The organism is Paracoccus sediminicola, assembly GCF_027912835.1.
GTDB classification, from domain to species: Bacteria; Pseudomonadota; Alphaproteobacteria; order Rhodobacterales; family Rhodobacteraceae; genus Paracoccus; species Paracoccus sediminicola.
This window is the reverse complement of sequence record NZ_CP115768.1, coordinates 2,066,252-2,089,707: the sequence shown is the minus strand read 5'-3', so window position 1 is coordinate 2,089,707 and position 23,456 is coordinate 2,066,252. Positions and strand designations below refer to the sequence as shown.

The following is a 23,456-nucleotide window of genomic DNA, read 5'->3' as shown; positions in this document are numbered from 1 at the left end:
ATCTCGCTCCTTACACCAGTGCCGCGCCGCCGCTGAACGCCTCGGCTTCGGGCGACAACAGCATTTCGTTATGCGGCTTGCCCGAGGGGATCATCGGGAAGCAGTTCTCGTGCTTCTCGACCAGCACGTCGAGGATGAACGGGCCATCATAATCGATCATCTCCCGGATCGCGTCGTCGAGCTCGGCCGGATCGCTGACCTGGCGGCCCTTGCAGCCGAATGCCTCGGCCATCTTCACGAAATCGGGCAGGCTTTCGGACCAGCTCTGGCTGTAACGTTCGCCATGCAGCAGCTCCTGCCACTGACGGACCATGCCGAGCCGTTCATTGTTCAGGATGAATTGCTTGACCGGGGCACGGAACTGCACGGCGGTGCCCATTTCCTGCATGTTCATCAGCCAGGAGGCATCGCCCGCCACGTTGATGACAAGCGCGTCGGGATGCGCGACCTGCACGCCGATCGACGCGGGCAGCCCGTAGCCCATTGTCCCCAGACCGCCCGAGGTCATCCAGCGGTTCGGTTCCTCGAATCCCATGAACTGCGCGGCCCACATCTGGTGCTGGCCCACCTCGGTCGTGATATAGCGGTCATGCCCCTTGGTCAGCGCTTCCAGCCGCTCGACCGCGTATTGCGGTTTGATGATGCTGTCGGAATTCGTATAGGCGAGGCAGTTTGCCGCCCGCCATTGCTCGATCTGCACCCACCATTGCCGCAGCTCGTCAGAGCGGGTCTTACGGCCGCGCGATGTCCAGACCTTCAGCATGTCTTCGAGCACATGACCGACATCGCCCTGGATCGGGATGTCAACATGAATGACCTTGTTCACGCTTGACGGGTCAATGTCGATCTGCGCCTTCAGCGAGCCGGGGCTGAAATCATTGACGCGCCCAGTGATGCGGTCATCGAAGCGCGCGCCGACGGCGATCATCAGGTCGCAGCCATGCATCGCGAGATTGGCCTCGTAGGTGCCGTGCATCCCCAGCATCCCAAGCCATTTCTCGCCCGAGGCCGGATAGGCGCCAAGCCCCATGAGGGTCGAGGTGATCGGAAAGCCGGTCGCCTCGACCAATTCACGCAGAAGCTGGCTCGCCGCCGGGCCGGAGTTGATCACGCCACCGCCGGTATAAAAGATCGGACGCTCTGCCCGCTCCATCTCTTCGACCAGCCGGGTGATGGCGTCGATATCGCCCTTCTTCCGCGGCTGATAGGGGCCGGTCTCGACCTGTTTGGGCGAGAGATATTCGGCCTCGGCAAATTGCACATCCTTGGGAATGTCGATCAGCACCGGGCCGGGGCGGCCCGATGTGGCAACGCGGAATCCCTGATGGATCGTCTTGGCGAGCTGGGAAGGTTCCTTCACCAGCCAGTTATGCTTGGTGCAGGGGCGCGTGATGCCGACCGTGTCAGCCTCCTGAAACCCGTCCGTGCCGATGAGAAAGGTCGGCACTTGGCCCGACAGCACCACCAGAGGGATGGAGTCGAGCAGCGCATCGGTCAGCCCGGTCACCGCATTCGTCGCGCCGGGGCCCGAGGTCACAAGCACGACGCCCGGCTTGCCGGTCGAGCGGGCATAGCCCTCGGCCATATGCACCGCGCCCTGTTCATGCCGCACCAGAACATGCTTGATGTCGTTCTGCTGAAAGATCTCGTCATAGATCGGCAGCACCGCCCCACCCGGATAGCCGAATACCGTGTCGACGCCCTGATCGCGCAGCGCTTCGACAACCATTTTCGCACCCGTCATCTTTCGGGACATCTGACCCATCCTCATCCTGTGATTGCAGCACCCCGCGCACTGCAGAATATTGCAGCATTTGCTGTGCCGCGCCGCCGCAAACTAGGAGGGCCGCGCCGAAGCGTCAATGCCAAAATTTCACGAAAGTGACCCGAAATCGCCGTGTGGCGCAATAATATTGCGCGCTCAGGGAAGGTCGATCCGCGCCACCTGTTCGACGATCGGATCTACCGCCAGTGGATGCGCTTCATCACAGTGATCGGCGGGATTGCCGATGTCCTGCCAGACCCCGCCCTTATAGATCTCGAGCGCGCCGAAACGGGCTTTGTAATCCATCTTGCGGCTGCCGGGCACCCAATAACCCAGATAGACATAGGGCAGACCGCTCTCCCGCGCGAGATCGACGTGATCGAGGATGATATGCGTGCCAAGGCTGCGCGCACTCAGCCGCGGGTCGAAAAAGCTGTAGACCAGGGACAACCCGTCATCCAGAACGTCTGTCAGGCAAACCGCGCCCAGATCAGGATCGGACATCACCGGATCGGCCTCGTCCGAATCGCCTTCGAAGAGATCGGCGCCGCGATACTCGATCACCCGCGTCCGCACGGCGGTTTCCTCGATCATGGCGGCGAACTCGAAGATATCCATATCCGCCATCCCGCCATCGGCATGGCGCTGATCGAGATAGCGGCGGAACAGATCGAACTGCTCTTCCGTGGCCCAGGCTGTGGTGGTCAGCCGGTTCAGATCGGCGTTGCGCCGCGCGACCCGGCGCTGCGTGCGCGAAGGTGCGAAATCCTTCACCCGAATGCGCGCCGACATGCAGGCCACGCAGCTTTCGCAGCTCGGCCGGTACAGCACATTCTGCGAGCGGCGAAAGCCCTGCCGCGACAGCGCGTTGTTCAGCTCTTGCGCGTTGCCGGGATGCAGCGCCGTGAACAGCTTCCGCTCGGCCCGGCCATGCAGATAGGGGCAGGGCTGCGGTGCGGTGACGTAGAATTGCGGGGCATGAGTCAGCGTATGGCGCATCGCACACTCCGCTCGGTCGCGCCTTGTGCCCGTCCAAAACGGGCCAGTTTGCCGCTATCTGACGTCATTCATCCCTGCAAATGCCATTATCCCTTCAAGACGGTAGCAACAGACTGGCTCCGCGCCAAGCGGGATATTCCGCAGCCCCGAGACGCATCGCGGCGATTGACCTCGGAAACGGGAATTGCCTTACTCCGCCCATGAGCTTTGCCGACGCCATCACCCGCCAGCCGATCCCGCATGACGCCGACCGTGCGCAAGAGGCGCGCGCGATGTTCGGCGGGCTGGATGCGGGTCTGGTCGATCTGATCGGAGGCACCGCAGGATGCAGCCCCTATCTGTGGTCGCTGATGCAGAAGGAACGCGAGTGGCTGCCGGACGCGCTTGCGGCCGCCGCCGACGATCCGGTCGCATCGGAGCTGGAGGGCTGCGACGATCTCGGCGCAGAGGATCTGGGCGTTGCGCTGCGGCGGGCGAAGCGACGGGTGGCATTGCTGGCAGGGCTGGCCGATCTCGGCGGGGTCTGGGCGCTGGAGCGAGTCACCGGGACGCTGACAGACCTGGCCGACCGGGCCACGGATCTGGCGCTGCGCGTCCATCTCCGGCGTGAACAAGAGCGCGGCAAGCTGCCCGAAACCGATGCGGAGGCGGGCGGCATCTTTGCCATGGCGATGGGAAAGATGGGCGCGGGCGAGCTGAATTACAGCTCGGATATCGATCTCATCATGCTCTTTGACGACGAGGCCTATGACGAGGCCGACCGCCAAGAGGCCCGCGCCGCGCTGATCCGGGTCACCCGCAAGGCAGCGGCGACACTTTCGGACAATACCGCCCATGGCTATGTGTTCCGCACCGATCTCAGGCTGCGCCCCGATGCGGCGGTGACGCCGGTCTGCCTCTCGGCTTCGGCGGCGCTCTCATATTATGAGGCCGAGGGTCGCACATGGGAACGCGCGGCCTTTATTAAGGCCCGACCCTGCGCGGGCGATATCGACGCCGGCACGCGCTTCCTCGCCGATCTGCGGCCCTTCGTGTGGCGCAAGCATCTCGACTTCGCGGCGATCGAGGATGCGCATAATATGCGTTTGCGGATACGTGATCACAAAAGTCTGGGCGGCAAGATCGCCGTGCCCGGCCATAACATGAAACTCGGCCAGGGCGGCATTCGCGAGATTGAATTCTTCACCCAGACCCGCCAGCTCATCGCCGGGGGGCGTGATCCGGATCTGCGGCTGCGGGGCACGGTGGAGGCGCTCGCCGCGCTTGCCGCCAAGGAATGGGTTCCGCAGGACATCGCCGAGGAACTGTCGGATCACTATCGCCGGCATCGCGATATCGAGCATCGCATACAGATGGTGAACGACGCCCAGACCCACGAGCTTCCGAAGGATCGCGAGGGGCTGGAGGTGATCTCGCAGATGATGGGCGAAGCCGATACCGACGCGTGGAGTGCCGCTTTGCGAACCCGGCTTGAGCGCGTCGAGACGCTGACAGACGCGTTTTTTGCGCCCTCCGACGGCGCGCCGCTACCGGAAATTTCCGAACAATCCCAGACTATCATCGACCGCTGGGACAGCTATCCGGCGCTGCGCAGTGCCCGCGCCCAGCAGATCTTTCGCCGCATCAAGCCCGATCTTCTCGGCCGGATGAGCCGCGCCGCGCATTCCGAAGACGCGCTGTCGCGTTTCGACGGTTTCCTGCAGAAACTTCCGGCGGGGGTGCAGCTCTTCTCGCTTTTCGAGGCGAACCCCTCACTGATCGACCTGATCGTCGATATCTGCGCCACCGCGCCGGGGCTGGCGGCGTATCTCGGGCGGCATCCCGACGTGCTCGACGCGGTGCTCGGCGGCACTTTCTTCGCGCCCTGGCCCGGATACGAGACGATGCGTGCGGATCTGGCGCAGCGGCTCGACCAGCAGATGAACGCGCGCGATGGCGGCTATGAGCGCGCGCTCGACGAGGCGCGGCGTTGGGCGCATGAATGGCAGTTCCGGGTCGGCGTGCATCATCTGCGCGGTCTCTCGGATGCGGCGCAGGTGGGGCAGGAATATGCCGATATCGCCGACGCCGCGATCGCCTCGCTTCTGCCGCTCGTGGTGGATGAGCTGGCGGCGCGGCATGGCGGCCCGCCGGGACGGGGCGCGGTGGTGATGGGCATGGGGTCTCTGGGGGCGCGGCGGCTGAACGCGGCCTCGGATCTCGATCTGATCGTAATCTATGACGATGACGGGGTCGAGGAATCCGACGGGCGCAAGCCGCTCGCGCCACGCGCCTGGTATTCGCGTTTCACTCAGGCGATGATCACGGCGCTTTCCGCGCAGACCGCGAATGGCAGGCTTTACGAGGTCGATATGCGGCTGCGCCCCTCGGGACGGCAAGGGCCGGTGGCGACGTCGCTGCAGTCTTTCCGCAACTACCAGATGACCGAAGCCTGGACATGGGAGCATCTGGCCCTGACTCGCGCCCGCGTGGTTGCCGCCTGCGGATCGGATGCGGATGCGCTCGCCGACGAGGTCGAGGCTAGTCGTGTTGACGTGTTGTCCGAACGCGGCAGCGATGCGCGGGTGCTGCCGGATCTGGCAGAGATGCGCGACAAAATCTTTGCCGCAAAGGCGCCTGACGGCGCGTGGGAGGCCAAGATCGGGCGCGGTCGCCTTCAGGATATCGAGCTGCTCGCACAAAGCTTCGCCCTGCGCGGCGGCGATCCGGCGCGCAGTCCCGAGGCGCAGATCCGGGCCGGGAAGCGGCATGATTTTGTCACTGCCGACGAAGCCGAAACATTGCTATCTGCGCAGCGTTTCCTGTGGAGGCTTCAGGCGGCAGGCCGGCTGATCAGCGAGAAGCCCATCAGCATGGAAGAGCTTGGGGCGGGCGGACAGGATTTTCTCCTGCGCGAAACCGACACCGAGGATCTCGACGCCTTGCGGGCAAGGCTCGATAAGATGGTCGAGGCGGCGGGGCAGATCGTCGATAGCGGCCTGCCCGCGACGGGCGGAGAAGCCGTCAGCAGCGACAGCGACTAGGCACGGCCGCGCGCGAATTCTTCTGTCGTGAGGGTCTGCGCATTGCCAACACCGCAAATATCCCCCGCGCCGCTGTTTTCCTCGTGACCGCACGTCGAGCCACTGGTTTCATGGCTGTCCAAAACGGCGCTGCAGCTCTCCCGCGCGTGGTGGACATGGTCATTTGCGGCGCGCGCGGTCGTCTCGTCGGCGATGATCCCGAGCACCGGAATGCGGGTGAAATCGCCGGTCTCCGCCCTTTCGGGCTCGTTTTCCTCGAATACCCCGTGCGCGGTCTTGTCCCAGTAGAACGGGTTGGTCACCACCTCATAGATCGCCTTCCACCCGGCCAGGCAGCCGAGCGGGAAATAGAGATGCATCAGCGGCACCCAGGAGATCAGATGGCGATGCTTTCGACCGCGCACCGCCCAGAGATTAACCGCCATTCCGATCGTTTCTGAGGCCAGGAAGATCGCAAACACGGCCGGTATCGCATAGCCCGACCAGAGCTGGGACAGCGGCTCGCGCAGCGGATGCGGCAGGCCGAGCGTCAGCAGCCAGAAGCTCCACAGAACCGGGGCGAGAAGATATTGCGACATCGTCCCGAGGAACTGCACCTGAAAACCGACGAAGCGCCGTGCCCCGAGGTCGCGCCACAACCTCAGCGGGTTGCGCATATGCACCGCCCAGGTCATCGCATAGCCCTTGAGCCAGCGGGATCGCTGCTTGATCCAGGGCAAGGCGCGGCAATTCGCCTCTTCATCCGTTGTGGTGTCGATCAGTTCCGTGCGCCAGCCGTGCCGGACAAGCCGCACCCCCAGATCGGCATCTTCGGTGACGTTCCACGCATCCCATCCGCCGAGCTTTTCCAGCACGTCTCGCCGGAAAAACAGCGTCGTTCCGCCAAGCGGCACCACGAGACCCAACCGCGCGATGCCCGGCAGATTGGCGCGGAACCAGCTCGCATATTCGATGGTGAAGCAGCGGGCGAGCCAGTTGCTGCGTGGGTTGAAGTAATCAAGCTGACCTTGCAGGCAGGCCACGTCCGGCGCCGCTGCCGCGAATCCGCGCGCGATCTTGTGCAGCTGATCGCTAGCCGGGCGATCCTCGGCATCCCAGACCCCGACGATGTCACCGCGGCAGAAGTTCAGGGCATAGTTCAAGGCGCGGGGCTTGGTCTTCAACGGTCCCGGCGGCACCGTCACAACCCGCATCCATCGCGGCAGCCGGGTTGCGGAGAGCGCCTTGAGGGTCACATCGTCATCCGCCTCGACCGCCAAGAGGATGTCGGTCAGCTCGCGCGGGTAATCCAGCCGGGACAGCCGCATCACCAGCCGGTCGGCGATATCGCTTTCCTGAAGAAGCGGCACGATCACCGAGATCACCGGCAGGGCGCCACGCATCTCGGCGCGCGGCTTGGTGACAGTGGCGATCAGGCGGTTTTCGGCACGCGACGACGCCTGCTGGCGCAGCACGGCGCAGAAGGCCGCGACCCGCAGCGCGGTCCCGGCAAGCAGCGTCAGCAACGCCCAGGCGGTGACAGCCGCGAGCGCGCTGATCGGGGCGAGAACCGCTGCGCCGAGTCCGATGAGCACGAGCGACAGAGCGACGCGCGCCGCGCGGGCTTCGCTGCGCCCGCGGCAGCTTTCCTCCGGCGCGACACTATGCTCGGCATGGCGGGTCAGCGCGGTGGCACGGCTGTCGATGACAGCCGCGTGGATCGCTGTTTCAGTGGCCAACAGCATCCGCACTGGCCCGAGATCAGCCGGCAGGCTGGCCCGCAATGCCGCAAAGGCTTCCGGGCGGGAAGTGGCGATAAAGGTCACGCCGCCGGCCCGGCGCCATGGCAGGATGCCGTTCTTCACGCAAAAACGCGCGCCAAGCTGGTCTATCAGCCGCGGATCGGGCGGCATCTGCACCGGATCGACCGACGCGCAACGCCATTGCCGGGTCAGCGCGTGCGTGAGTGCGGCTTCGGTGACCCAGCCCTGTGCCAGCAGGATCTGCCCGAGGGGCACATCCTGACGCCGCCGCATCACCGTGGCCTTCAGCAGATGCGCCGGGGTGACCGCATTCTCTTCCAGCAGAATCTGGCCCAATGGCCGCATGTCGCGTTCAGAAAGCGATCTTATTTCCGCCTGCGGCGCGATTGGCAGGCGAAGCGGATCACTGGCCGAGGCGTCCGTGCGGACGATTTGAACCGACATGGCGAATCCCCAATGGTTTCACCATGCTTGACACGCAGGATCTTAAATTTTCGTTAAGTGACTGTTGTGGCTATATTTTCAGCCTTCGCGACGGGTCCGCATCGCATCGGCAAAGCGGGTGAACAGATAGGCCGAGTCCTGCGGGCCGGGGCTCGCCTCGGGGTGATACTGCACCGAAAATACCGGCTTGTCCGCGACGGCGAGCCCGCAATTCGAGCCGTCGAAGAGGCTGATATGCGTTTCCCGCACGCCGCTCGGGAAGGTTTGCGCATCGACCGCGAAGCCATGATTCATCGAGGTGATTTCCACCTTGCCCGTATCGACGTCGCGCACCGGATGGTTGGCGCCGTGATGACCGTGGCCCATCTTGACCGTCTTGGCGCCTAGGGCCAGAGCCAGCATCTGATGGCCGAGGCAGATACCGAAGATCGGCATGTCCCGATCGAGAAGCTGCTGAATCATCGGTACGGCATAGCTGCCGGTCGCTGCGGGGTCGCCGGGGCCATTCGACAGGAAAACACCCTCGGGGTCATGCGACAGAACCTCTTCGGCGGTCGCGGTGGCCGGCAGGACCGTCACATCCGCCCCGGAAGCCACCAGCGAGCGCAGGATGTTGCGTTTGGCACCGTAATCGAGCGCCACCACCTTGAACGGCCTTTCCTCGCCATTGCCGGCAAACTCCCCCGGCCAGCTCCACAGCCCGGTATCCCAGCGATAGCTCTGCCGGGTCGAAACCTCTTTCGCGAGATCCAGCCCGACAAGACCCTGCCATTCGCGAGCCCGTGTCACCATTGCCTGAATGTCGAAATTCCCGTCAGGATCATGGGCCAGCACCACATGCGGGCTGCCTTGCTGGCGGATCGCGCGGGTGAGGCGCCGCGTGTCGACGCCGCCGATTCCCACGCGCCCGCGGCGGCGCATCCAGTCCTGCAGATCCGAAGTCGCGCGCCAGTTCGACGGCTCGGTCGGGTCCCATTTGACGACGATGCCGCTGGCGACCGGATCGGGGGCCTCGTCATCTTCCTCGGTGATGCCGGTATTGCCGATATGCGGGAAGGTGAAGGTAACGACCTGACTCGCATAGGAGGGATCGGTCATGATCTCCTGATAGCCGGTCATCGCCGTGTTAAAGACCAGTTCTGCGACCACCTCGCCGGTTGCGCCGAAGCCCTGGCCGGTAAAAATCGTGCCGTCCGCGAGGGCAAGGCAGGCGGTCGGTTTCGCGGCTTGCGCGTTCATGATGCGGGCTCCGTATCAGCTGATCGCGCGGAACCTAGTCAAGCGCCGCCGCGCGGTCAAGCGAGGGCGGGCTTGAACCGGGGGCTTGCTGCCCCTATTTCACAGCGCTTGAGCCATACATGGGGATGACCATGGATCTGAAGACGAAAATCCAGAGCGCGACCAAAGATGCGATGAAGGCAAGGGATCAGCTGCGGCTGTCGACGCTGCGTCTGATCTCGGCTGCGATCAAGGACCGTGAGATCGCCGCCCGCACCGGCGAAGGCGAGGGCGGTGTGATGAGCGATGCCGATCTGGTTGCGATCCTGTCCAAGATGGTCAAGCAGCGCCAGGAATCCGCGCGCAGCTATGAAGAGGGTGGTCGGCTGGAACTGGCGGAAAAGGAAAACGCCGAAATCGCGGTAATCGAGGAGTTCCTGCCCCGACGCATGTCCGAGGAAGAGGCGCGTGCAGCGGTTGACGGCGTCATAGCCGAGCTAAATGCCGAGTCCGTCCGCGATATGGGCCGCGTCATGGGTGAGCTGAAGACCCGCTATGCCGGTCAGATGGATTTCGGAGCGGTCGGCCAGATGGTGAAACAGAAGCTGCTCTGACCTTGCGCAGCATGCTGGTCCTTGGCAGCGTCGTCGTGGCGGTGGTTCATGCGACAGTGCAGAAGGATCGCAGCATCGCGAAAATGCCCTGCACTCAAGGCTGAGATATTCCGGCTATGCCCTGCCGCTGTGCCGCGCGAGGGCGCGGTTCAGCTCTGATAGCAGGGCGACGCGCTCTTCGGGGGCGAGGAACGCGCCGAACTCGATCTCGCGGCCCGATTCGTGGTCACCGACGAGGACGAGATAGCTTTCTACCGGGCCGGGGCGGATAATGGCGCGGATCCAATAGGCTTTGGCCCTCCACTCGCGCACGGGCTTGCCGGGTTCGTGGCGGGTCAGCGCGATGCAGCCGCCAGCAAACCGCAGCTCTTCCAGCGTGGAGCCGGTGCGATAGCTGTGGCTGATCGCCCACCAGACCGCCGCAATGGCGCCGAGCATGAATGGCAGCAGCGCCCACATCACGACACTGCCCAGCACCGCCATCAGCGGCAGGGTCAGCAGAGCTGCGGTGATGCCGATAAACCAGACGAAGCCCCGGCGCGGCAAAGAGCGGTGGGGCCAAGCGAGCAGCAGCTCTTCTTTTCCGGTCTTGCTCCACTGATAGGGCATGAGGTGACCTCGTGGCAGTGATACGGGCGGGCCGCATTTTCGATGCCGGACATGAAAACGGCCCCGGATCGCTCCGGGGCCGCTGTTCGTCATCGGGCGGTATCAGTGCGCCGGGCTGCGGTCCCAGTCCTCACGCTTCGGCAGCTGCTCGAATGTGTGTTCGGGCGGCGGCGAGGGCAGGGTCCATTCCAGCGTGTCCGCATATTCGTTCCAGTAATTATTCTCGGTCACGCGCTTGCCTGCAAACAGGGTGTAGAACACGATCCCGATGAAGAAAAGGAACGACGCAAAGGCGATATAGGCGCCGATCGACGAGACATTGTTCCAGAAAGCGAAGGCCTCCGGATAGTCGATATAGCGGCGCGGCATGCCCTGACGGCCCAGGAAGTGCTGCGGGAAGAAGATCAGGTTCGACCCGATGAACATCGCCCAGAAATGCAGCTTGCCGGCCCATTCGGGATATTGACGGCCCGACATCTTGCCGATCCAGAAATAGATCCCGGCAAAGATGGCGTAAACCGCGCCCAGCGACATCACATAGTGGAAATGCGCCACGACGTAATAGGTGTCGTGATAGACCCGGTCCAGCGGTGCCTGGCTGAGCACCACGCCGGTCACGCCGCCGACGGTGAACAGGAACAGGAAACCGAAGGCCCAGAGCATCGGCGTCTTGAACTCGATCGAGCCGCCCCACATCGTCGCGATCCATGAAAACACCTTGATGCCGGTCGGCACCGCGATGGTCATGGTGGCCAGCATGAAATAGCTCTGCTGGGTCAGCGACATGCCGACCGTATACATGTGGTGCGCCCACACGACGAAGCCCAAAATCCCGATCGCGGCCATGGCCAGCACCATCGGCAGATAGCCGAAGATCGGCTTGCGCGAGAAGGTGGCGATGACATGGCTGATGATGCCGAAGCCGGGGAGGATGATGATATACACCTCCGGATGGCCGAAGAACCACAGGATGTGCTGATACAGGATCGGGTCGCCGCCACCAGCCGGGTTGAAGAAGTTGGTGCCGAAATTGCGATCCATCAGCAGCATGGTGATCGCGCCGGCCAGCACCGGCAGGGCCAGCAGGATCAGCCATGCGGTGATAAAGACCGACCAGGCGAACAGCGGCACCTTGAAGAGCGTCATGCCGGGGGCGCGCATGTTCAGGAAGGTGGTGATGATGTTGATCGCGCCCAGGATCGACGATGCGCCCGACACGTGCACGGCGAAGATCGCCAGATCCATGGAGGAGCCCGCCTCGGTCGTCGAAAGCGGCGGATAAAGCACCCAGCCCACGCCGGAGCCCAGCTGAGAGTTGCCGCCCGGCGCCAGCAGCGATGCGATCCCCAGGGCGGTGCCGCAGACATAGAGCCAGTATGACAGGTTGTTCAGCCGCGGGAACGCCATATCCGGCGCGCCGATCTGAAGCGGCATGAAAAAGTTGCCGAACCCGCCGAACAGCGCGGGGATCACGACGAAGAACATCATCAGCACGCCGTGATAGGTGATCATCACGTTCCAGAGATGGCCGTTCGGCGTGCATTCCTCGGAGCTCGGGAACAGCCGCGCGCCTTCCATGCACATATACTGCACACCCGGAAACTGCAGCTCCATCCGCATATAGACGGTGAAACAGACCGAGATCAGGCCGACGATGCCGGCCGTGAACAGATAAAGGATACCGATATCCTTGTGGTTGGTGGACATAAACCAACGGGTGAAGAACCCGCGATCGTCGTGATGTCCGCCGGATTCGTGAACGGCTGCGTCGGCCATTGCGCGATCTCCCTGGGTTGATCCTGAGGCGGCCGGCATGGCCGGCAGATGACCGCACAATAGCCATACTGGCCGGGTGCGGCAATGCGGGCAGCATGGGAAACTATGCGGGAAACACGGGTTTTTTTGCCAGAACACAGCCGGCGCAACACTGTGTCGCAGGCGGCTGTGTCAATCTTGCGACATTCTGTCGCAATTCATCCGCGATTTACTGCGGCGCCCCATCGCCGGATGCAGGCTGCTCGGGCGCATCGGGCGAGACGCTCAGCAGAAAGGCGACCAGATCGTCCTGATTCTTGTTCAGCTTGAAGGTCATCATCGAACGCGCGCCGTCATCGCCGGAATGCGCTTTCAGATAGGCCGTCGGATCGGTGACATAGGCCTTCAGCGAGTTCACATCCCAGCTCGCTCCGGGATTTTTCTCGGCGAGCGCCCTGATCCCGTCGCCATAGCGGAAACCCTCGACCGAGGCGATTTCCCGCCCGACGATCCCGTAGAGATTCGGACCGGTTCGCCCGCCGCGCACGATATCCTCGCCAGAATCATCGCGGATCATGTGGCACGCCTTGCATTTGTTGAATTCTTTCTCGCCGGCGGCAATGTCGCCCTCCTGGGCGAGCGCGGGTGCGGCGAGGCTGAGCACGGAAAACATGGCGATCAGGCTGGTCTTCATCCTCGTATTCCTTTGCTGTCGAACACCGGAAAAAGGCGTCGCAGGGATATGGTCACGCCGGAATGTGACGAATCGTCCGAGGCAAGGTCAACTCAATTCTCCGCGGCGAATCGTTGGGCGAAGGTGGCGCGCAGCGCATTGTCCAGATCCTCCATCCCAACCGGAAGGCCCAGATCGACGAGGCTGGTCACGCCATGTCCCGAAATGCCGCAGGGCACGATGCCGCCATAATGGCTCAGATCCGGTTCGACATTGATCGAGATGCCGTGAAAGCTGATCCAGCGACGCAGCTTTATCCCGATGGCGGCGATCTTGTCCTCGCGCATCGCGCCGTCGGGAAGCGCCGGTTTCTCGGGACGCGGCACCCAGACGCCGACGCGGCCTTCGCGGATTTCTCCGCTGATGCCGAATTCGGCCAATGTGTCGATCACCCAGCCTTCCAGCGACTTGACGAAACCGCGCACATCGCGGCCACGGCGGTTTAGATCGAGCATGGTATAGATGATGCGCTGTCCCGGCCCGTGATAGGTGTATTGACCGCCACGTCCAGTGGCGTGGACCGGAAACCTCGCATCCAGAAGATCCGCCGCCTTGGCCGAAGTGCCTGCCGTATAAAGGGGCGGGTGCTCGACGAGCCAGATCCGCTCGCCCGCGCGCCCCGCATGCATGTCTGCGACATGGGCCCCCATCTCCGCGACCGCGTCTTCATAGCCGGTCAGGCCGGAGCTGATGACCCATTCGGGTTCTGGGTGGGACATGCGTGATCTCCGCGGAGGGCGCGGCTTGCCCGAAGGCATGCCGCAATCTCGGCTGACCTAATCAGCCCTCCGCGAAAAGGGAAGCCTGCCAGTGGCCGTTGGCTGCACTATGGCCGGGCAGGTGCTTCTGGTCAGCCGAGATCCGCCTTGATCTTCATTTCACCGGTCGCTGCCTGTTCGCAGCCTTGCTTGGCGCGCAGGCCTGTCGCGCTCACTTCTTCGCCGGTGCCGACATATTGCGACACCACCTGGCCGTCCTTGATGCGCATGACAAAGGGCTCATAGCCGACATAGGCGCCGAAGGAGTTCTTGCCGTTCAGCTCGCCACACAGCACGCGCCCCTGTCCGCCGCTGAGCTCGTAGACGCGAAGATTGCGGAAAAGTGCCGCATCGGGATCCTTGAGCTGATCGGTGATCGAGCTTTGCAGAAAGCTGCGATCATCGCCCGTCATCTGTGTTGGCGTACTGCTGACCGGCGTGTCGTTCACATCGGCGCAGGCGGCCAGCAGCAGCGGCATGGCAGCGGCGAGAAGGGGCAGGGGGGAAGTCATCCGCGATCTCCGTTCATTGGCTCGCGGAGATGTTTGGAGAAAAAAGGTGAATCGGCGGTTAACGACGCCGGCAAAAAAATGAGCGGGCGCCCGCATTGTGCGACGTTTCGATATGAAATTGGATCAGAAGGCGCCGGGCAGGTCCGGCCAGGCTGATGGCGCATCGCTGCTGCCCTCATCTATGTCGATGGTGCGGTCGAGAAGACTCGAACTTCCACTCCGGTTAGGGAACAGCGACCTCAACGCTGCGCGTCTACCAATTCCGCCACGACCGCATCTCGCGACAAGCCGTGCAGATAACGACTCGGGGCGCGGTTGAAAAGGGGTATTCGACGCATCTGCACAGGAAATCGGCACAGCGTGCGTCGCGGGGCGCGATCATCACGGCGCTGTTGCAATCCTGACGCCGCCCCGCTTAACCTGCCGCCAGCGGAGACAAGAACCATAATCCACGACAGGGGACCGCGCTTGACGACCAAGACCCGCGACGGCGATTTCGTCGTCTTCGACCATGTGCAGAAAAGCTATGACGGGCAGACGCTTGTCGTCGAAGACCTGAATCTTTCCATTGGCCGGGGTGAGTTCCTGACCATGCTCGGCCCGTCAGGGTCAGGCAAGACCACCTGCCTGATGATGCTGGCCGGTTTCGAGACCGCAACTCATGGCGAGATCCGGCTCGACGATCGCAACATCAACCAGGTGCCGCCGCATAAGCGCGGGATCGGGATGGTGTTCCAGAATTACGCGCTTTTCCCGCATATGAGCGTGGGTGAAAATCTGGCCTTCCCGCTCGAGGTGAGGGGGCTGTCGAAGGCCGAGCGGACCGACCGCATCCGCCGTGCGCTCGACATGGTGCAGATGGGCGGTTTCGAGACCCGCCGCCCGGCGCAGCTTTCAGGCGGGCAGCAGCAGCGCATCGCGCTTGCCCGGGCCCTGGTCTTCGATCCGAAGCTGGTGCTGATGGACGAACCGCTTGGCGCGCTCGACAAGCAACTGCGCGAGCATATGCAGTTCGAGATCAAGGAGCTGCACGAGCGGCTGGGCATCACGGTGGTCTATGTCACCCATGATCAGTCCGAGGCGCTGACCATGTCGGACCGCATCGCCGTCTTCAACGACGGCCGAATCCAGCAACTGGCCGAGCCCGCGGCGCTGTATGAGCGCCCCGAAAACAGCTTCGTTGCCGGGTTCATCGGGGAAAACAACGCGCTTGGCGGCACGATTTCCAGCCTTGACGGTGATCGGGCGACCGTCACGCTGTGGAATGGCGAGATCATCGACGCCACTGCGGTGAACATACGCGAGGTCGGCCAGCCCACCACCGTCTCGATCAGGCCGGAGCGGGTCGAGTTCAAGCCGGGAATGATGGCGGATGGCGCGCATAGGATCGACGCCGAGGTGGCCGAGGTGGTCTATATGGGCGACATTCTGCGGGCGCGGCTGAAGGTCGCCGGACAGGATGATTTCGTGATGAAGTTCCGCAACACGCACGGCCAGACCCGGTTGAATCCCGGCGAACATATCCGCATCGGCTGGCATCCGCAGGATGCCCGCGCGCTCGATCCGGTCTGACAGGAGGCCGGCCTGACGCAGATCCGCGTCCAATGATAACGGCCAATGCGCCGACCCAAACCCAACAGGAGATTTCGAATGAAAAAGACCCTGATCACGACCACCACGCTCTGCACGATGGCATTCGGAGCCTCGGCGCAGGAGGTGAACTTGCTGTCCTGGGGCGGCGCCTACGGCAATTCGCATCTCGAAGCCTATGCCAAGCCCTTTACAGAAGAGACCGGCATCGCTGTGAACATCGCCGATGCCGACAACCCCGCCACCCCGATCAAGGCGATGGTCGAGGCGGGGAACGTGACCTCCGATGTGGCCTCGGTCGAATATGCCGACGCGGTGCGCCTGTGCGACGAAGGTCTGTTGGAAGAGATCGACGCCTCGGCCCTGGAAGCGGCAGAGGACGGCACCGCCGCGACGGATGACTATATCGAGGGCGGCGTGACCGATTGTTTCGTCGGCACTGACGTCTATTCGATGGTCCTGGTTTATAACGACGAGCAATTCGCCGATGCCAAGCCTTCCGCCCCGGCGGATTTCTTTGATCTCGAGGCTTTTCCGGGCAAGCGCACCATGCGCAAGGGGGCGAAGTTCAACTTGGAACTCGCGCTGATGGCTGATGGCGTGCCCGCCGATGAAGTCTATGCGACGCTGGAAACGCCCGAAGGGGTGGACCGTGCCTTCGCCAAGCTGGACAGCATAAAGGATGAGGTTGTCTGGTGGGAAGCCGGTGCGCAGCCGCCGCAGCTTCTGGCCGATGGCGAGGTCAGCATGGCCTATGCGTTCAATGGCCGGATCTTCGACGCGGTTCAGCAGGACGACCAGCCCTTCGAAATCATCTGGGACGGTCAGATCTACGAGATGGAAGGCTGGGTCATCCCGCAGGGCGCGCCGAACATGGAAGAAGCGATGCAGTTCATCGCCTTCTCCACCGCGCCGGCGAATCAGGCCCGCGCTGCCGAGTTCATCAGCTATGGCCCGCCCCGCCGCTCGGCTGCCGCGATGGTCGGCAATATCGAAGGCAGCGAAGAGCCGATGGGTCCGAATCTTCCGACCTCGGAAGAGAACATGACCAATGCGCTTGGCTCTAACCTCGATTTCTGGGTCGATTACGACTCCGAACTCAATGAGCGCTTCAACGCCTGGCTCGCAGGCTGAGGACCACATCCGGCCGCGGCGCTGCGCGCTGCGGCCGGAGCTTGCAGGATAGCGATATGGCAACTCCGCTCGATCCCCACGCGGCCATCGTCACCGAGGCTGGCGGCGCGCCGGATGGGAAGCTGACCACTGCGGATGGTCAGCCGCTTCAGAAGGCATTGGCCAGATCGTCGCGCGCAGCACGGCGGCGGGCGTTTTTCCTCGTCGCACCGCTGCTTGCCTTTATCGTCTTCACCTTCGTGGTCCCGATCGGTCAGCTGCTCTATCGCTCGGCGCATAATGACGGCTTCTCGGCGAATATGCCCGAGATCTCTGCCTGGTTCGCTGAAAATCCGCCCGGAACCACGCCAGACGAGGCCGCCTTTGCCGCGCTCGCCCGCGATCTTCTCGCATCTGCCGAGGAACGCAGCATCGGCACGGTCGGCACGCGGATCAATTACGAGGTTCCCGGCACCCGGTCGCTTTTCACCTCGACCGGTCGCCAGGTCCGTCGCGGCATCGAGCCGCCCTATCAGCAGGCCCTGCTGGAGATCGACGAGGAATGGGCCGATGCCGAGATTTGGGCGGCGATGCGCGGTGCCTCGACGGCCTACACGGACAGTTTCTATCTCGCCTCGGTGGACCGCACGCGCGATATCGACGGAAACATCACACCTGTCGCCGAACACCGGCAGGTCTATGTGATGCTGTTCCTGCGCACATTGTGGCTGTCCGGCCTGATCACCGCGCTGACCTTTCTGCTGGGTTTTCCCGTCGCGCATCTGCTGGCGACGCTGCCGATGCGCAAATCCAACCTGCTGATGATCCTCGTCCTGCTGCCCTTCTGGACCTCGCTGCTCGTGCGGACGAGCTCATGGATGGTGTTGCTGCAACAGCAGGGCGTTGTGAACGACACGCTCGTCTGGCTCGGCGTGATCGACAGCAATGGCCGGCTCGAGATGATGTATAATCAGGTCGGCACCATCGTGGCGATGACCCATATCCTGCTGCCCTTCATGATCCTGCCGCTTTATTCGGTGATGCGGACAATCAACCCGGCCTATGTCCGCGCGGCGCGCTCGCTCGGGGCGACGAGCTGGACCGCGTTCCGCCGGGTCTATTTCCCGCAGACCCTGCCGGGGCTGGGGGCCGGCGCGCTGCTCGTCTTCATTCTCGCTGTGGGATACTACATCACCCCGGCGCTTGTCGGCGGCTCGTCCGGGCAGCTCATCTCCAACATGATTGCCGAACATATGACCGGAACGCTGAACTGGTCGATGGCCGCCGCGCTGGCGGCGATCCTGCTGGCCGGAGTTCTGATCCTCTACTGGGTCTATGACCGCCTCGTCGGCATCGATAATCTGAAGCTGGGATAGATCATGGCGCTTCCGAGTTACGCATCGCCGCTGGAACGGCTCTGGCACCGGAGCTATCTGCTGCTATGCGCGTTGATCTTCTTCTTCCTGATCGCGCCGATCGTGGTCATCATCCCGCTCAGCTTTAACGCCGACCGTTTTTTCACCTTCACCCAAGAGATGCTGTCGCTCGACCCCGAGGGATATTCGCTGCAATGGTATGACCGGCTGGCGACCTTCGGCATGGCCCGGCCCGATGCACCGCGCGACGCGGCTTGGTTCGCGGATATGTGGGCCAATTCCAACTGGGTGAACGCGGCGAAGAACTCGCTTTTCGTGGGGGTTTTCTCGACCATCCTCGCCACGGTGCTGGGAACATTGGCGGCGCTCGGGCTGTCGCGTTCCGAGATGCCGTATCGCCGGCTCATCATGGCGACGCTGATCTCGCCCATGATCGTCCCGCTGATTATTACCGCAACCGGGCTGTTCTTCTTCTACTCCTCGGCCTGCGTGCCGCAGGGATCGTGGATGCAGGATCTGTTCAGCCCGGTCCTGTCCAATCGCGGCTGCCTGGCCAATACCTATCTGGGCGTGATCCTCGCCCATGCGACGCTCGGCGTGCCCTTTGTCATCATCACGGTGACGGCGACGCTGATCGGCTTCGACCAGTCGCTGAACCGGGCTGCGGCGAGCCTCGGGGCCAACCCGCGCACGACCTTCTTTCGCATCACCATGCCGCTGATCCTGCCCGGGGTGATTTCCGGCGCGCTGTTTGCCTTTGTCACCTCATTCGATGAGGTGGTGGTGGTGCTGTTCATCGCCGGACCCGAGCAGCAGACCATCCCGCGCCAGATGTGGATCGGCATCCGCGAACAGATCAGCCCGGCGATTCTCGCGGTGGCGACGCTGCTCGTCGGCTTTTCGATTGCGCTGCTGACCACGGTCGAACTGCTTCGCCGCCGGTCCGAGCGTATTCGCGGTGTCACCCCCGGCTAGGGCAGGATCATCACCCAGACCGAGACGCTGAGGATTGACAGCGCCGTCGCGATCAGCACCGCCGAGGCAGAGACCCGCTTTGCGACGCCATAGATCGAGGCAAAAAGATAGGCGTTCACCCCGGGCGCCATCGCCGCCGTCATCACCGCCGAGCGCATCGCCGGAACGTCAAGCGACAGCAAGCGCCCCAGCCCATAGGTGATCGCCGGGTGCAGGATCAGCGCCACGGCGCAGCACATGGCAATGACGCGGCTGTCACCCTCGGGTTTGTAGCGGAACAGGATCCCGCCAAGCGCGAACAGCGCCGAGGGCAGGGCGGCCCGCGCCATTAGCGCGACCCCGTCCCAGAAACTGCCCGGCAGCACCAGCCCGGCCTGAAGCATCAGGTTCATCGCCGCGCCCGACAGGATGCCGATCACCAGCGGGGTCCGCAGTGCCCCGGTCAGCGCCCGGATCGCCACCCGCCCGATCGAGAGATCCTGCCCGCTGGCGCGGGTGAACTCCATCACCGTGATACCGAAGGTGTAAAGCAGCGGAGAATGCAGCGCGATGATCGTCCAGTTCCCGGCCAGAGCCTCGGTGCCGTAAGCGCGCTCGGTGATCGGCACCCCGAGCAGCAGCGAATTCGAGAACAGGCAGACAAAGCCGATGGCGACCGCATCCTCGGGCGGGCGGCCCATCCAGCGCGCGCCGAACGCACCGATGGCGAATGAGACAAGCGCACCCGTATAGAAGGCCGCCAGCATCGGCAGGTTGAACTCGGCCGATAGATCGAGCCGGGCAATGGACTGGAAGAGCAGCACCGGCACCGCGAAATTTTGCGCGAAGCGCATCACGCCATCCACCGCGGATTCCGAGAACCATCCGCGCCAGCTGACGGCATAGCCAAAGCCGACCACCAGAAAGACCGGCAGCACCACGTCGAATAATGCGCTCAAGAGCGGGCCTCGAGCACCATGCCGTCATAGGCCGGCACGACATGATCCGGTGTTTCGTTCGCGACCTCGTCGTAATCGAGATCGATATGCATATTGGTCAGCACGCCCTGACGGGCGCGGGCAGAATTGATCCATTCCACCGCCAGCGCCAGATGCGCATGGCTCGGATGCGGCTTATAGCGCAGCGCGTCGCAGATAAAGATCTCCGGCGTGCCGATGATGTCCCATGCCTCGTCGGGAATATGCTGCACGTCTGGCAAGTAGATGATCCCGCCCGAGGCGGTCTCGATCCTCAGCCCGAGTGCGGTGATCGCCCCGTGCGGCACGGTAAAGGGGGTGACGCGGATATCGCCCCCTGCGCCGGTCACGGTGATCGGCCCGTCAAGCGGGTGCAGGTCGCAGATTGGCGGGTATTGCGAGCCGGGCGGGCTCTTGAACAGATAGCCGAACCGGCTTGTCAGCGCCTGCGTGGTCGGCGCATCGGCATAGCCCTTTACCCGCTCCTGCGCATTATAGGCAAGCTGGCGCAGATCGTCGATCCCGTGAATATGGTCGGCATGGGCATGGGTCCAGACCACCGCGTCAAGCGTCCGGATGCCCGAATCCAGAAGTTGCGGCACCATATCGGGCCCGGTATCGACGAGCAGGTTGGTCCGGCCATCCGTCCCAACCCGTTCGATCAGGATCGCGCAGCGGCGGCGGCGGTTTCTCGGGTTTTCCGGGTTGCAGGCTCCCCAATTGCCGCCGATCCGGGGCACGCCCCCGGAAGAGCCGCAGCCGAGGATGGTGACACGGATCATGCGGCGGCCTTGCTGAAGAGCCGGTCGAAATTCTCCGAGGTGCGCGCGGCGAAACCGGCATAGTCGAGACCGAAAACCTCCGCGCCCTTCGCCGCGGTGCGGGTGACGAATGCCGGCTCGTTCCGCTTGCCGCGATGGGGGGGCGGGGCAAGATAGGGCGCGTCGGTCTCGACCAGGATCCGGTCCAGAGGTGCTGCGGCAAAGATCTCGCGCAGCTCGGCCGAGCGCGGAAATGCCGCGATTCCCGACATGGACAGATAGAACCCCAGCTCAAGCGCCGCCTGCGCCAGCCCCGCCCCCGAGCTGAAACAATGCATCACGCAGTCATAGGCCCCGGCGCGATGTTCCTCGGTCAGTATCCGTGCCATGTCCTCATCCGCGTCGCGGGCATGGATGATCAGCGGCAGCCCGGTGCGGCGCGCGGCCTCGATATGGATCCGCAGGCTTTCCTGCTGCACAGCGGCGCTTTCGGCGGTGTAGTGGTAATCCAGCCCCGTCTCGCCGATGCCGACGAATTTCGGATGATCGGCAAGCGCGACCAGTTCCTCGACCGAAACCATCGGCTCGTCCGCGACGCTCATTGGATGGGTGCCGGCGGCGTAGAACACGCCCTCATGCGCTTCGGCGATGGCGCGCACGGCCGGTTCTTCGCGCAGCTTCGTGCAGATCGTCACCATGCGTGTGACGCCTGCGGCATTTGCGCGCGCGATCAGCGCGTCGCGATCCTCGTCGAAATTCTCGAAATCGAGATGGCAATGGCTGTCCACGATGGGGACCGCCTTGCCGGCTTCGGGTAAAGGCATGGGTCAGGCTTTCGCGTGCGCCGGGCCGAGCCCGGCAAGTTGGGTGAGCATATCCATGACAAGCGCCGCAGGGTCAAGGTTGACCGCCCGGCCGCTGCGGGCGCGCGCCGACAGATCGGCCTGCGCGCCGGCCCAGACCCGCGCCGCATCCGTATCCGGGCACAGCCGTGCCATCAGTGCCGCCTCTCCCGGCGCGGCTTCGGGGACGGGCGCGCCGAGCAGCCCGGCACGGGCGAGCCGGGTGAGGAAGAGATCCAGCAATGTCACCCTCAGATCAAAGGGGTCGCCATCGGCGGTGGCGCGTGCGCCCGCCGCCTCGGCCAGCGCGCGGGCCTTCATCCGGTCGAAGCGGGGCAGGGTCTCGAACAGCTCGATGATCTGGCGATAGACCTTCAGCCCCTCCTGCCCGGCCAGGCGCAGCGCCTCGCCGACAGAGCCGCCGGACAGCGCGGACAGCGCCTCGGCATCCTCGGTGACGCCAAGACCGGCAAGCACCGCCGTCATATCTTCGGGCGCAAGCGGAGACAGGCGCAGCTCGCGACAGCGCGAGCGGATCGTGGGCAAAAGCCGTGCCGGTTGGTGAGCGATCAGCAGGATGAGTCCGCCCTCGGGGGGTTCTTCCAGCACTTTCAGCAGTGCATTCGCCGCCGCGCCGTTCATCTGGTCGGCAGCATCGACGATGGCCACGCGGCGACCGCCCTCGGCCGCGCTCATGTGGAAAAAGCCGAGCAGGGCGCGAATATCGTCGACACCGATTTCGGCCTTGAGCCGCCCGGTCTTCTGATCGAAACCGCGCCGCACCAGATGCAGACGCGGCTCGGACAGCGCCGCCACGCGCCGCGCCACCGGATCGCCGGGCGGCAGGCGCAGATCACCCGGCGCGCCGCCGGACAGAAGCCAGCGCGTCATCGCCCAGGCCAGCGTCGCCTTGCCGACCCCGCGTGGCCCGGTGATCAGCCAGGCATGATGCAACCGCTGCGCCCCGGCAGCGGCGAGAAAATCGGCAATGGCGTGGTCATGTCCGACCGCCGCCTCGGCGTGGCGGGGATGCGGCGCGCCGGGCACGCGGTCCGATTCGGGGGCGTCGTCGCTCATAACGCGGCCCGGACGCGGGCGGCGACTTCGTCTGCGCTGCCGCTGCCGTCGATGACGCGGACCCTCTTTGGATGGGCATCGGCCAGCGAGAGAAAGCCCGCCCGCAGCTTTTCCTGAAAGCCAAGCCCCATAGATTCAAAGCGATCCTCGGTCCCGCCGCGCGCGGCCCCGCGAGCGAGCCCGTCCTCTGGTGAGATGTCGATCACGAATGTCCGGTCCGGCTCGATCCCGATCATCAGACGGTGCAGGCTCTCGACCTTGTCCACCAGATCACCCCGTGTGGCACCTTGATAGACCCGGGTCGAATCGGCGAAACGGTCGGTGACGACAACCGCGCCGCGTTCGAGCGCCGGGAGGATGCTGCGTTCCAGATGATCGCGGCGGGCGGCATTGAAAAGCAGGATCTCGGTCTCGGGCGACCACCGCTCGGCCCCGCCCTCGACCAGAAGGCGACGGATCAGCTCGGCCCCGTCGGACCCGCCGGGCTCGCGCGTCAGCACCACCTCGCGCCCCTCGGCACGCAGCGCTTCGGCCAGCAGGCGCGCCTGCGTGGTCTTGCCGCTGCCGTCAATGCCCTCGAAGCTGATGAACATG

20 protein-coding genes and 1 tRNA gene are annotated in these 23,456 nt (G+C 64.0%); 6 read left to right on the top strand and 15 right to left on the bottom strand.

All coding sequences use genetic code 11. The annotated features are described in order from the left end of the window. Positions 1-10: 10 nt before the first annotated feature. Together PAF18_RS10315 and PAF18_RS10310 are read right to left on the bottom strand one after the other, a co-directional pair. A complete protein-coding gene (locus PAF18_RS10315) occupies positions 11-1,756 on the bottom strand; it encodes an acetolactate synthase 3 large subunit (RefSeq protein WP_271115637.1) in 1,746 nt (581 codons plus the stop codon). Positions 1,757-1,921: 165 nt separating this feature from the next. After that, positions 1,922-2,764 carry an arginyltransferase gene (locus PAF18_RS10310; RefSeq protein WP_271115636.1) on the bottom strand — a complete coding sequence of 281 codons (843 nt, stop codon included), beginning with the start codon at positions 2,762-2,764 and terminating at the stop codon, positions 1,922-1,924. 200 nt (positions 2,765-2,964) lie between these two features. Between PAF18_RS10310 and PAF18_RS10305 the strand changes: the two genes are divergently transcribed. Continuing rightward, positions 2,965-5,787: a [protein-PII] uridylyltransferase family protein gene (locus tag PAF18_RS10305; protein WP_271115635.1), complete on the top strand. Its 2,823-nt coding sequence runs from the start codon at positions 2,965-2,967 to the stop codon at positions 5,785-5,787. Here PAF18_RS10305 and PAF18_RS10300 read toward each other — a convergent pair. Together PAF18_RS10300 and carA are read right to left on the bottom strand one after the other, a co-directional pair. After that, the gene (locus PAF18_RS10300; protein ID WP_271115634.1) at positions 5,784-7,973 is read right to left on the bottom strand and encodes a glycosyltransferase; all 2,190 of its coding nucleotides are present in this window, start codon (positions 7,971-7,973) and stop codon (positions 5,784-5,786) included. The two genes, PAF18_RS10305 and PAF18_RS10300, sit on opposite strands and share 4 nt — an antisense overlap. A gap of 78 nt (positions 7,974-8,051) precedes the next feature. After that, a complete protein-coding gene (carA, locus tag PAF18_RS10295) occupies positions 8,052-9,212 on the bottom strand; it encodes a glutamine-hydrolyzing carbamoyl-phosphate synthase small subunit (protein WP_271115633.1) in 1,161 nt (386 codons plus the stop codon). 131 nt (positions 9,213-9,343) lie between these two features. On the opposite strand from carA, the gene PAF18_RS10290 reads away from it, so the two are divergent. Beyond that, positions 9,344-9,805, top strand: a complete 462-nt coding sequence (locus PAF18_RS10290) for a GatB/YqeY domain-containing protein (RefSeq protein ID WP_271115632.1) — start codon at positions 9,344-9,346, stop codon at positions 9,803-9,805. 114 nt (positions 9,806-9,919) lie between these two features. Here PAF18_RS10290 and PAF18_RS10285 read toward each other — a convergent pair whose 3' ends face one another. The 6 genes from PAF18_RS10285 to PAF18_RS10260 all read right to left on the bottom strand — a co-directional run bounded on the left by PAF18_RS10285 (position 9,920) and on the right by PAF18_RS10260 (position 14,447). Further along, on the bottom strand, positions 9,920-10,414 hold the full coding sequence (locus PAF18_RS10285; protein WP_271115631.1) for a DUF2244 domain-containing protein: 495 nt from the start codon (positions 10,412-10,414) through the stop codon (positions 9,920-9,922). 102 nt (positions 10,415-10,516) lie between these two features. Beyond that, complete coding sequence (gene ctaD, locus PAF18_RS10280) at positions 10,517-12,190, bottom strand: cytochrome c oxidase subunit I (protein WP_271115630.1); 1,674 nt, start codon at positions 12,188-12,190, stop codon at positions 10,517-10,519. A 208-nt stretch (positions 12,191-12,398) separates the two neighbouring features. Next, positions 12,399-12,863, bottom strand: a complete 465-nt coding sequence (locus tag PAF18_RS10275; RefSeq protein WP_271115629.1) for a c-type cytochrome — start codon at positions 12,861-12,863, stop codon at positions 12,399-12,401. A gap of 92 nt (positions 12,864-12,955) precedes the next feature. Further along, positions 12,956-13,621, bottom strand: coding sequence for a lipoyl(octanoyl) transferase LipB (gene lipB / locus PAF18_RS10270; RefSeq protein WP_271115628.1), 666 nt, complete (start codon positions 13,619-13,621; stop codon positions 12,956-12,958). Between the two features lie 131 nt (positions 13,622-13,752). After that, entirely contained in the window at positions 13,753-14,268 is a 516-nt protein-coding gene (locus tag PAF18_RS10265) for a hypothetical protein (RefSeq protein WP_271115627.1), read from the bottom strand. 92 nt (positions 14,269-14,360) lie between these two features. Beyond that, a tRNA-Leu gene (locus PAF18_RS10260) sits at positions 14,361-14,447 on the bottom strand. A gap of 193 nt (positions 14,448-14,640) precedes the next feature. Here PAF18_RS10260 and PAF18_RS10255 point away from each other — a divergent pair. From PAF18_RS10255 to PAF18_RS10240, 4 genes are all read left to right on the top strand, one after another. Then, entirely contained in the window at positions 14,641-15,744 is a 1,104-nt protein-coding gene (locus tag PAF18_RS10255) for an ABC transporter ATP-binding protein (protein WP_271115626.1), read from the top strand. A gap of 78 nt (positions 15,745-15,822) precedes the next feature. Then, positions 15,823-16,896: an ABC transporter substrate-binding protein gene (locus PAF18_RS10250; protein ID WP_271115625.1), complete on the top strand. Its 1,074-nt coding sequence runs from the start codon at positions 15,823-15,825 to the stop codon at positions 16,894-16,896. 56 nt (positions 16,897-16,952) lie between these two features. Beyond that, positions 16,953-18,251 (top strand): ABC transporter permease, encoded by a 1,299-nt coding sequence (locus tag PAF18_RS10245; RefSeq protein WP_271115624.1) that lies wholly within the window; start codon positions 16,953-16,955, stop codon positions 18,249-18,251. Between the two features lie 3 nt (positions 18,252-18,254). Then, a complete protein-coding gene (locus PAF18_RS10240) occupies positions 18,255-19,226 on the top strand; it encodes an ABC transporter permease (protein WP_271115623.1) in 972 nt (323 codons plus the stop codon). Here the strand turns inward: PAF18_RS10240 and PAF18_RS10235 are convergent. The 5 genes from PAF18_RS10235 to tmk are packed head-to-tail and all read right to left on the bottom strand — an operon-like array spanning position 19,223 to position 23,455. Next, on the bottom strand, positions 19,223-20,164 hold the full coding sequence (locus tag PAF18_RS10235) for an AEC family transporter (RefSeq protein ID WP_271115622.1): 942 nt from the start codon (positions 20,162-20,164) through the stop codon (positions 19,223-19,225). The genes PAF18_RS10240 and PAF18_RS10235 overlap by 4 nt on opposite strands. Further along, positions 20,161-20,964, bottom strand: coding sequence for an MBL fold metallo-hydrolase (locus PAF18_RS10230; RefSeq protein WP_271115621.1), 804 nt, complete (start codon positions 20,962-20,964; stop codon positions 20,161-20,163). Before PAF18_RS10230 ends, PAF18_RS10235 begins: the two co-directional genes overlap by 4 nt. Then, the gene (locus PAF18_RS10225) at positions 20,961-21,767 is read right to left on the bottom strand and encodes a TatD family hydrolase (RefSeq protein WP_271115620.1); all 807 of its coding nucleotides are present in this window, start codon (positions 21,765-21,767) and stop codon (positions 20,961-20,963) included. The genes PAF18_RS10230 and PAF18_RS10225 overlap by 4 nt, the downstream gene beginning before the upstream one ends. A 3-nt stretch (positions 21,768-21,770) precedes the next feature. Next, on the bottom strand, positions 21,771-22,862 hold the full coding sequence (locus PAF18_RS10220) for a DNA polymerase III subunit delta' (RefSeq protein WP_271115619.1): 1,092 nt from the start codon (positions 22,860-22,862) through the stop codon (positions 21,771-21,773). Then, entirely contained in the window at positions 22,859-23,455 is a 597-nt protein-coding gene (gene tmk / locus PAF18_RS10215) for a dTMP kinase (RefSeq protein ID WP_271115618.1), read from the bottom strand. Before tmk ends, PAF18_RS10220 begins: the two co-directional genes overlap by 4 nt. Position 23,456 lies beyond the last annotated feature (1 nt).

What these genes read in the sequence shown, in the direction of transcription:
- PAF18_RS10315 (WP_271115637.1), bottom strand. Translation starts at nt 1,756, where the DNA reads ATGTCCCGAAAGATGACGGGTGCGAAAATGGTTGTCGAAGCGCTGCGC.
- PAF18_RS10310 (WP_271115636.1), bottom strand. Translation starts at nt 2,764, where the DNA reads ATGCGCCATACGCTGACTCATGCCCCGCAATTCTACGTCACCGCACCG.
- PAF18_RS10305 (WP_271115635.1), top strand. Translation starts at nt 2,965, where the DNA reads ATGAGCTTTGCCGACGCCATCACCCGCCAGCCGATCCCGCATGACGCC.
- PAF18_RS10300 (WP_271115634.1), bottom strand. Translation starts at nt 7,973, where the DNA reads ATGTCGGTTCAAATCGTCCGCACGGACGCCTCGGCCAGTGATCCGCTT.
- carA (WP_271115633.1), bottom strand. Translation starts at nt 9,212, where the DNA reads ATGAACGCGCAAGCCGCGAAACCGACCGCCTGCCTTGCCCTCGCGGAC.
- PAF18_RS10290 (WP_271115632.1), top strand. Translation starts at nt 9,344, where the DNA reads ATGGATCTGAAGACGAAAATCCAGAGCGCGACCAAAGATGCGATGAAG.
- PAF18_RS10285 (WP_271115631.1), bottom strand. Translation starts at nt 10,414, where the DNA reads ATGCCCTATCAGTGGAGCAAGACCGGAAAAGAAGAGCTGCTGCTCGCT.
- ctaD (WP_271115630.1), bottom strand. Translation starts at nt 12,190, where the DNA reads ATGGCCGACGCAGCCGTTCACGAATCCGGCGGACATCACGACGATCGC.
- PAF18_RS10275 (WP_271115629.1), bottom strand. Translation starts at nt 12,863, where the DNA reads ATGAAGACCAGCCTGATCGCCATGTTTTCCGTGCTCAGCCTCGCCGCA.
- lipB (WP_271115628.1), bottom strand. Translation starts at nt 13,621, where the DNA reads ATGTCCCACCCAGAACCCGAATGGGTCATCAGCTCCGGCCTGACCGGC.
- PAF18_RS10265 (WP_271115627.1), bottom strand. Translation starts at nt 14,268, where the DNA reads ATGCGGGCGCCCGCTCATTTTTTTGCCGGCGTCGTTAACCGCCGATTC.
- PAF18_RS10250 (WP_271115625.1), top strand. Translation starts at nt 15,823, where the DNA reads ATGAAAAAGACCCTGATCACGACCACCACGCTCTGCACGATGGCATTC.
- PAF18_RS10245 (WP_271115624.1), top strand. Translation starts at nt 16,953, where the DNA reads ATGGCAACTCCGCTCGATCCCCACGCGGCCATCGTCACCGAGGCTGGC.
- PAF18_RS10240 (WP_271115623.1), top strand. Translation starts at nt 18,255, where the DNA reads ATGGCGCTTCCGAGTTACGCATCGCCGCTGGAACGGCTCTGGCACCGG.
- PAF18_RS10230 (WP_271115621.1), bottom strand. Translation starts at nt 20,964, where the DNA reads ATGATCCGTGTCACCATCCTCGGCTGCGGCTCTTCCGGGGGCGTGCCC.
- PAF18_RS10225 (WP_271115620.1), bottom strand. Translation starts at nt 21,767, where the DNA reads ATGCCTTTACCCGAAGCCGGCAAGGCGGTCCCCATCGTGGACAGCCAT.
- PAF18_RS10220 (WP_271115619.1), bottom strand. Translation starts at nt 22,862, where the DNA reads ATGAGCGACGACGCCCCCGAATCGGACCGCGTGCCCGGCGCGCCGCAT.
- tmk (WP_271115618.1), bottom strand. Translation starts at nt 23,455, where the DNA reads ATGTTCATCAGCTTCGAGGGCATTGACGGCAGCGGCAAGACCACGCAG.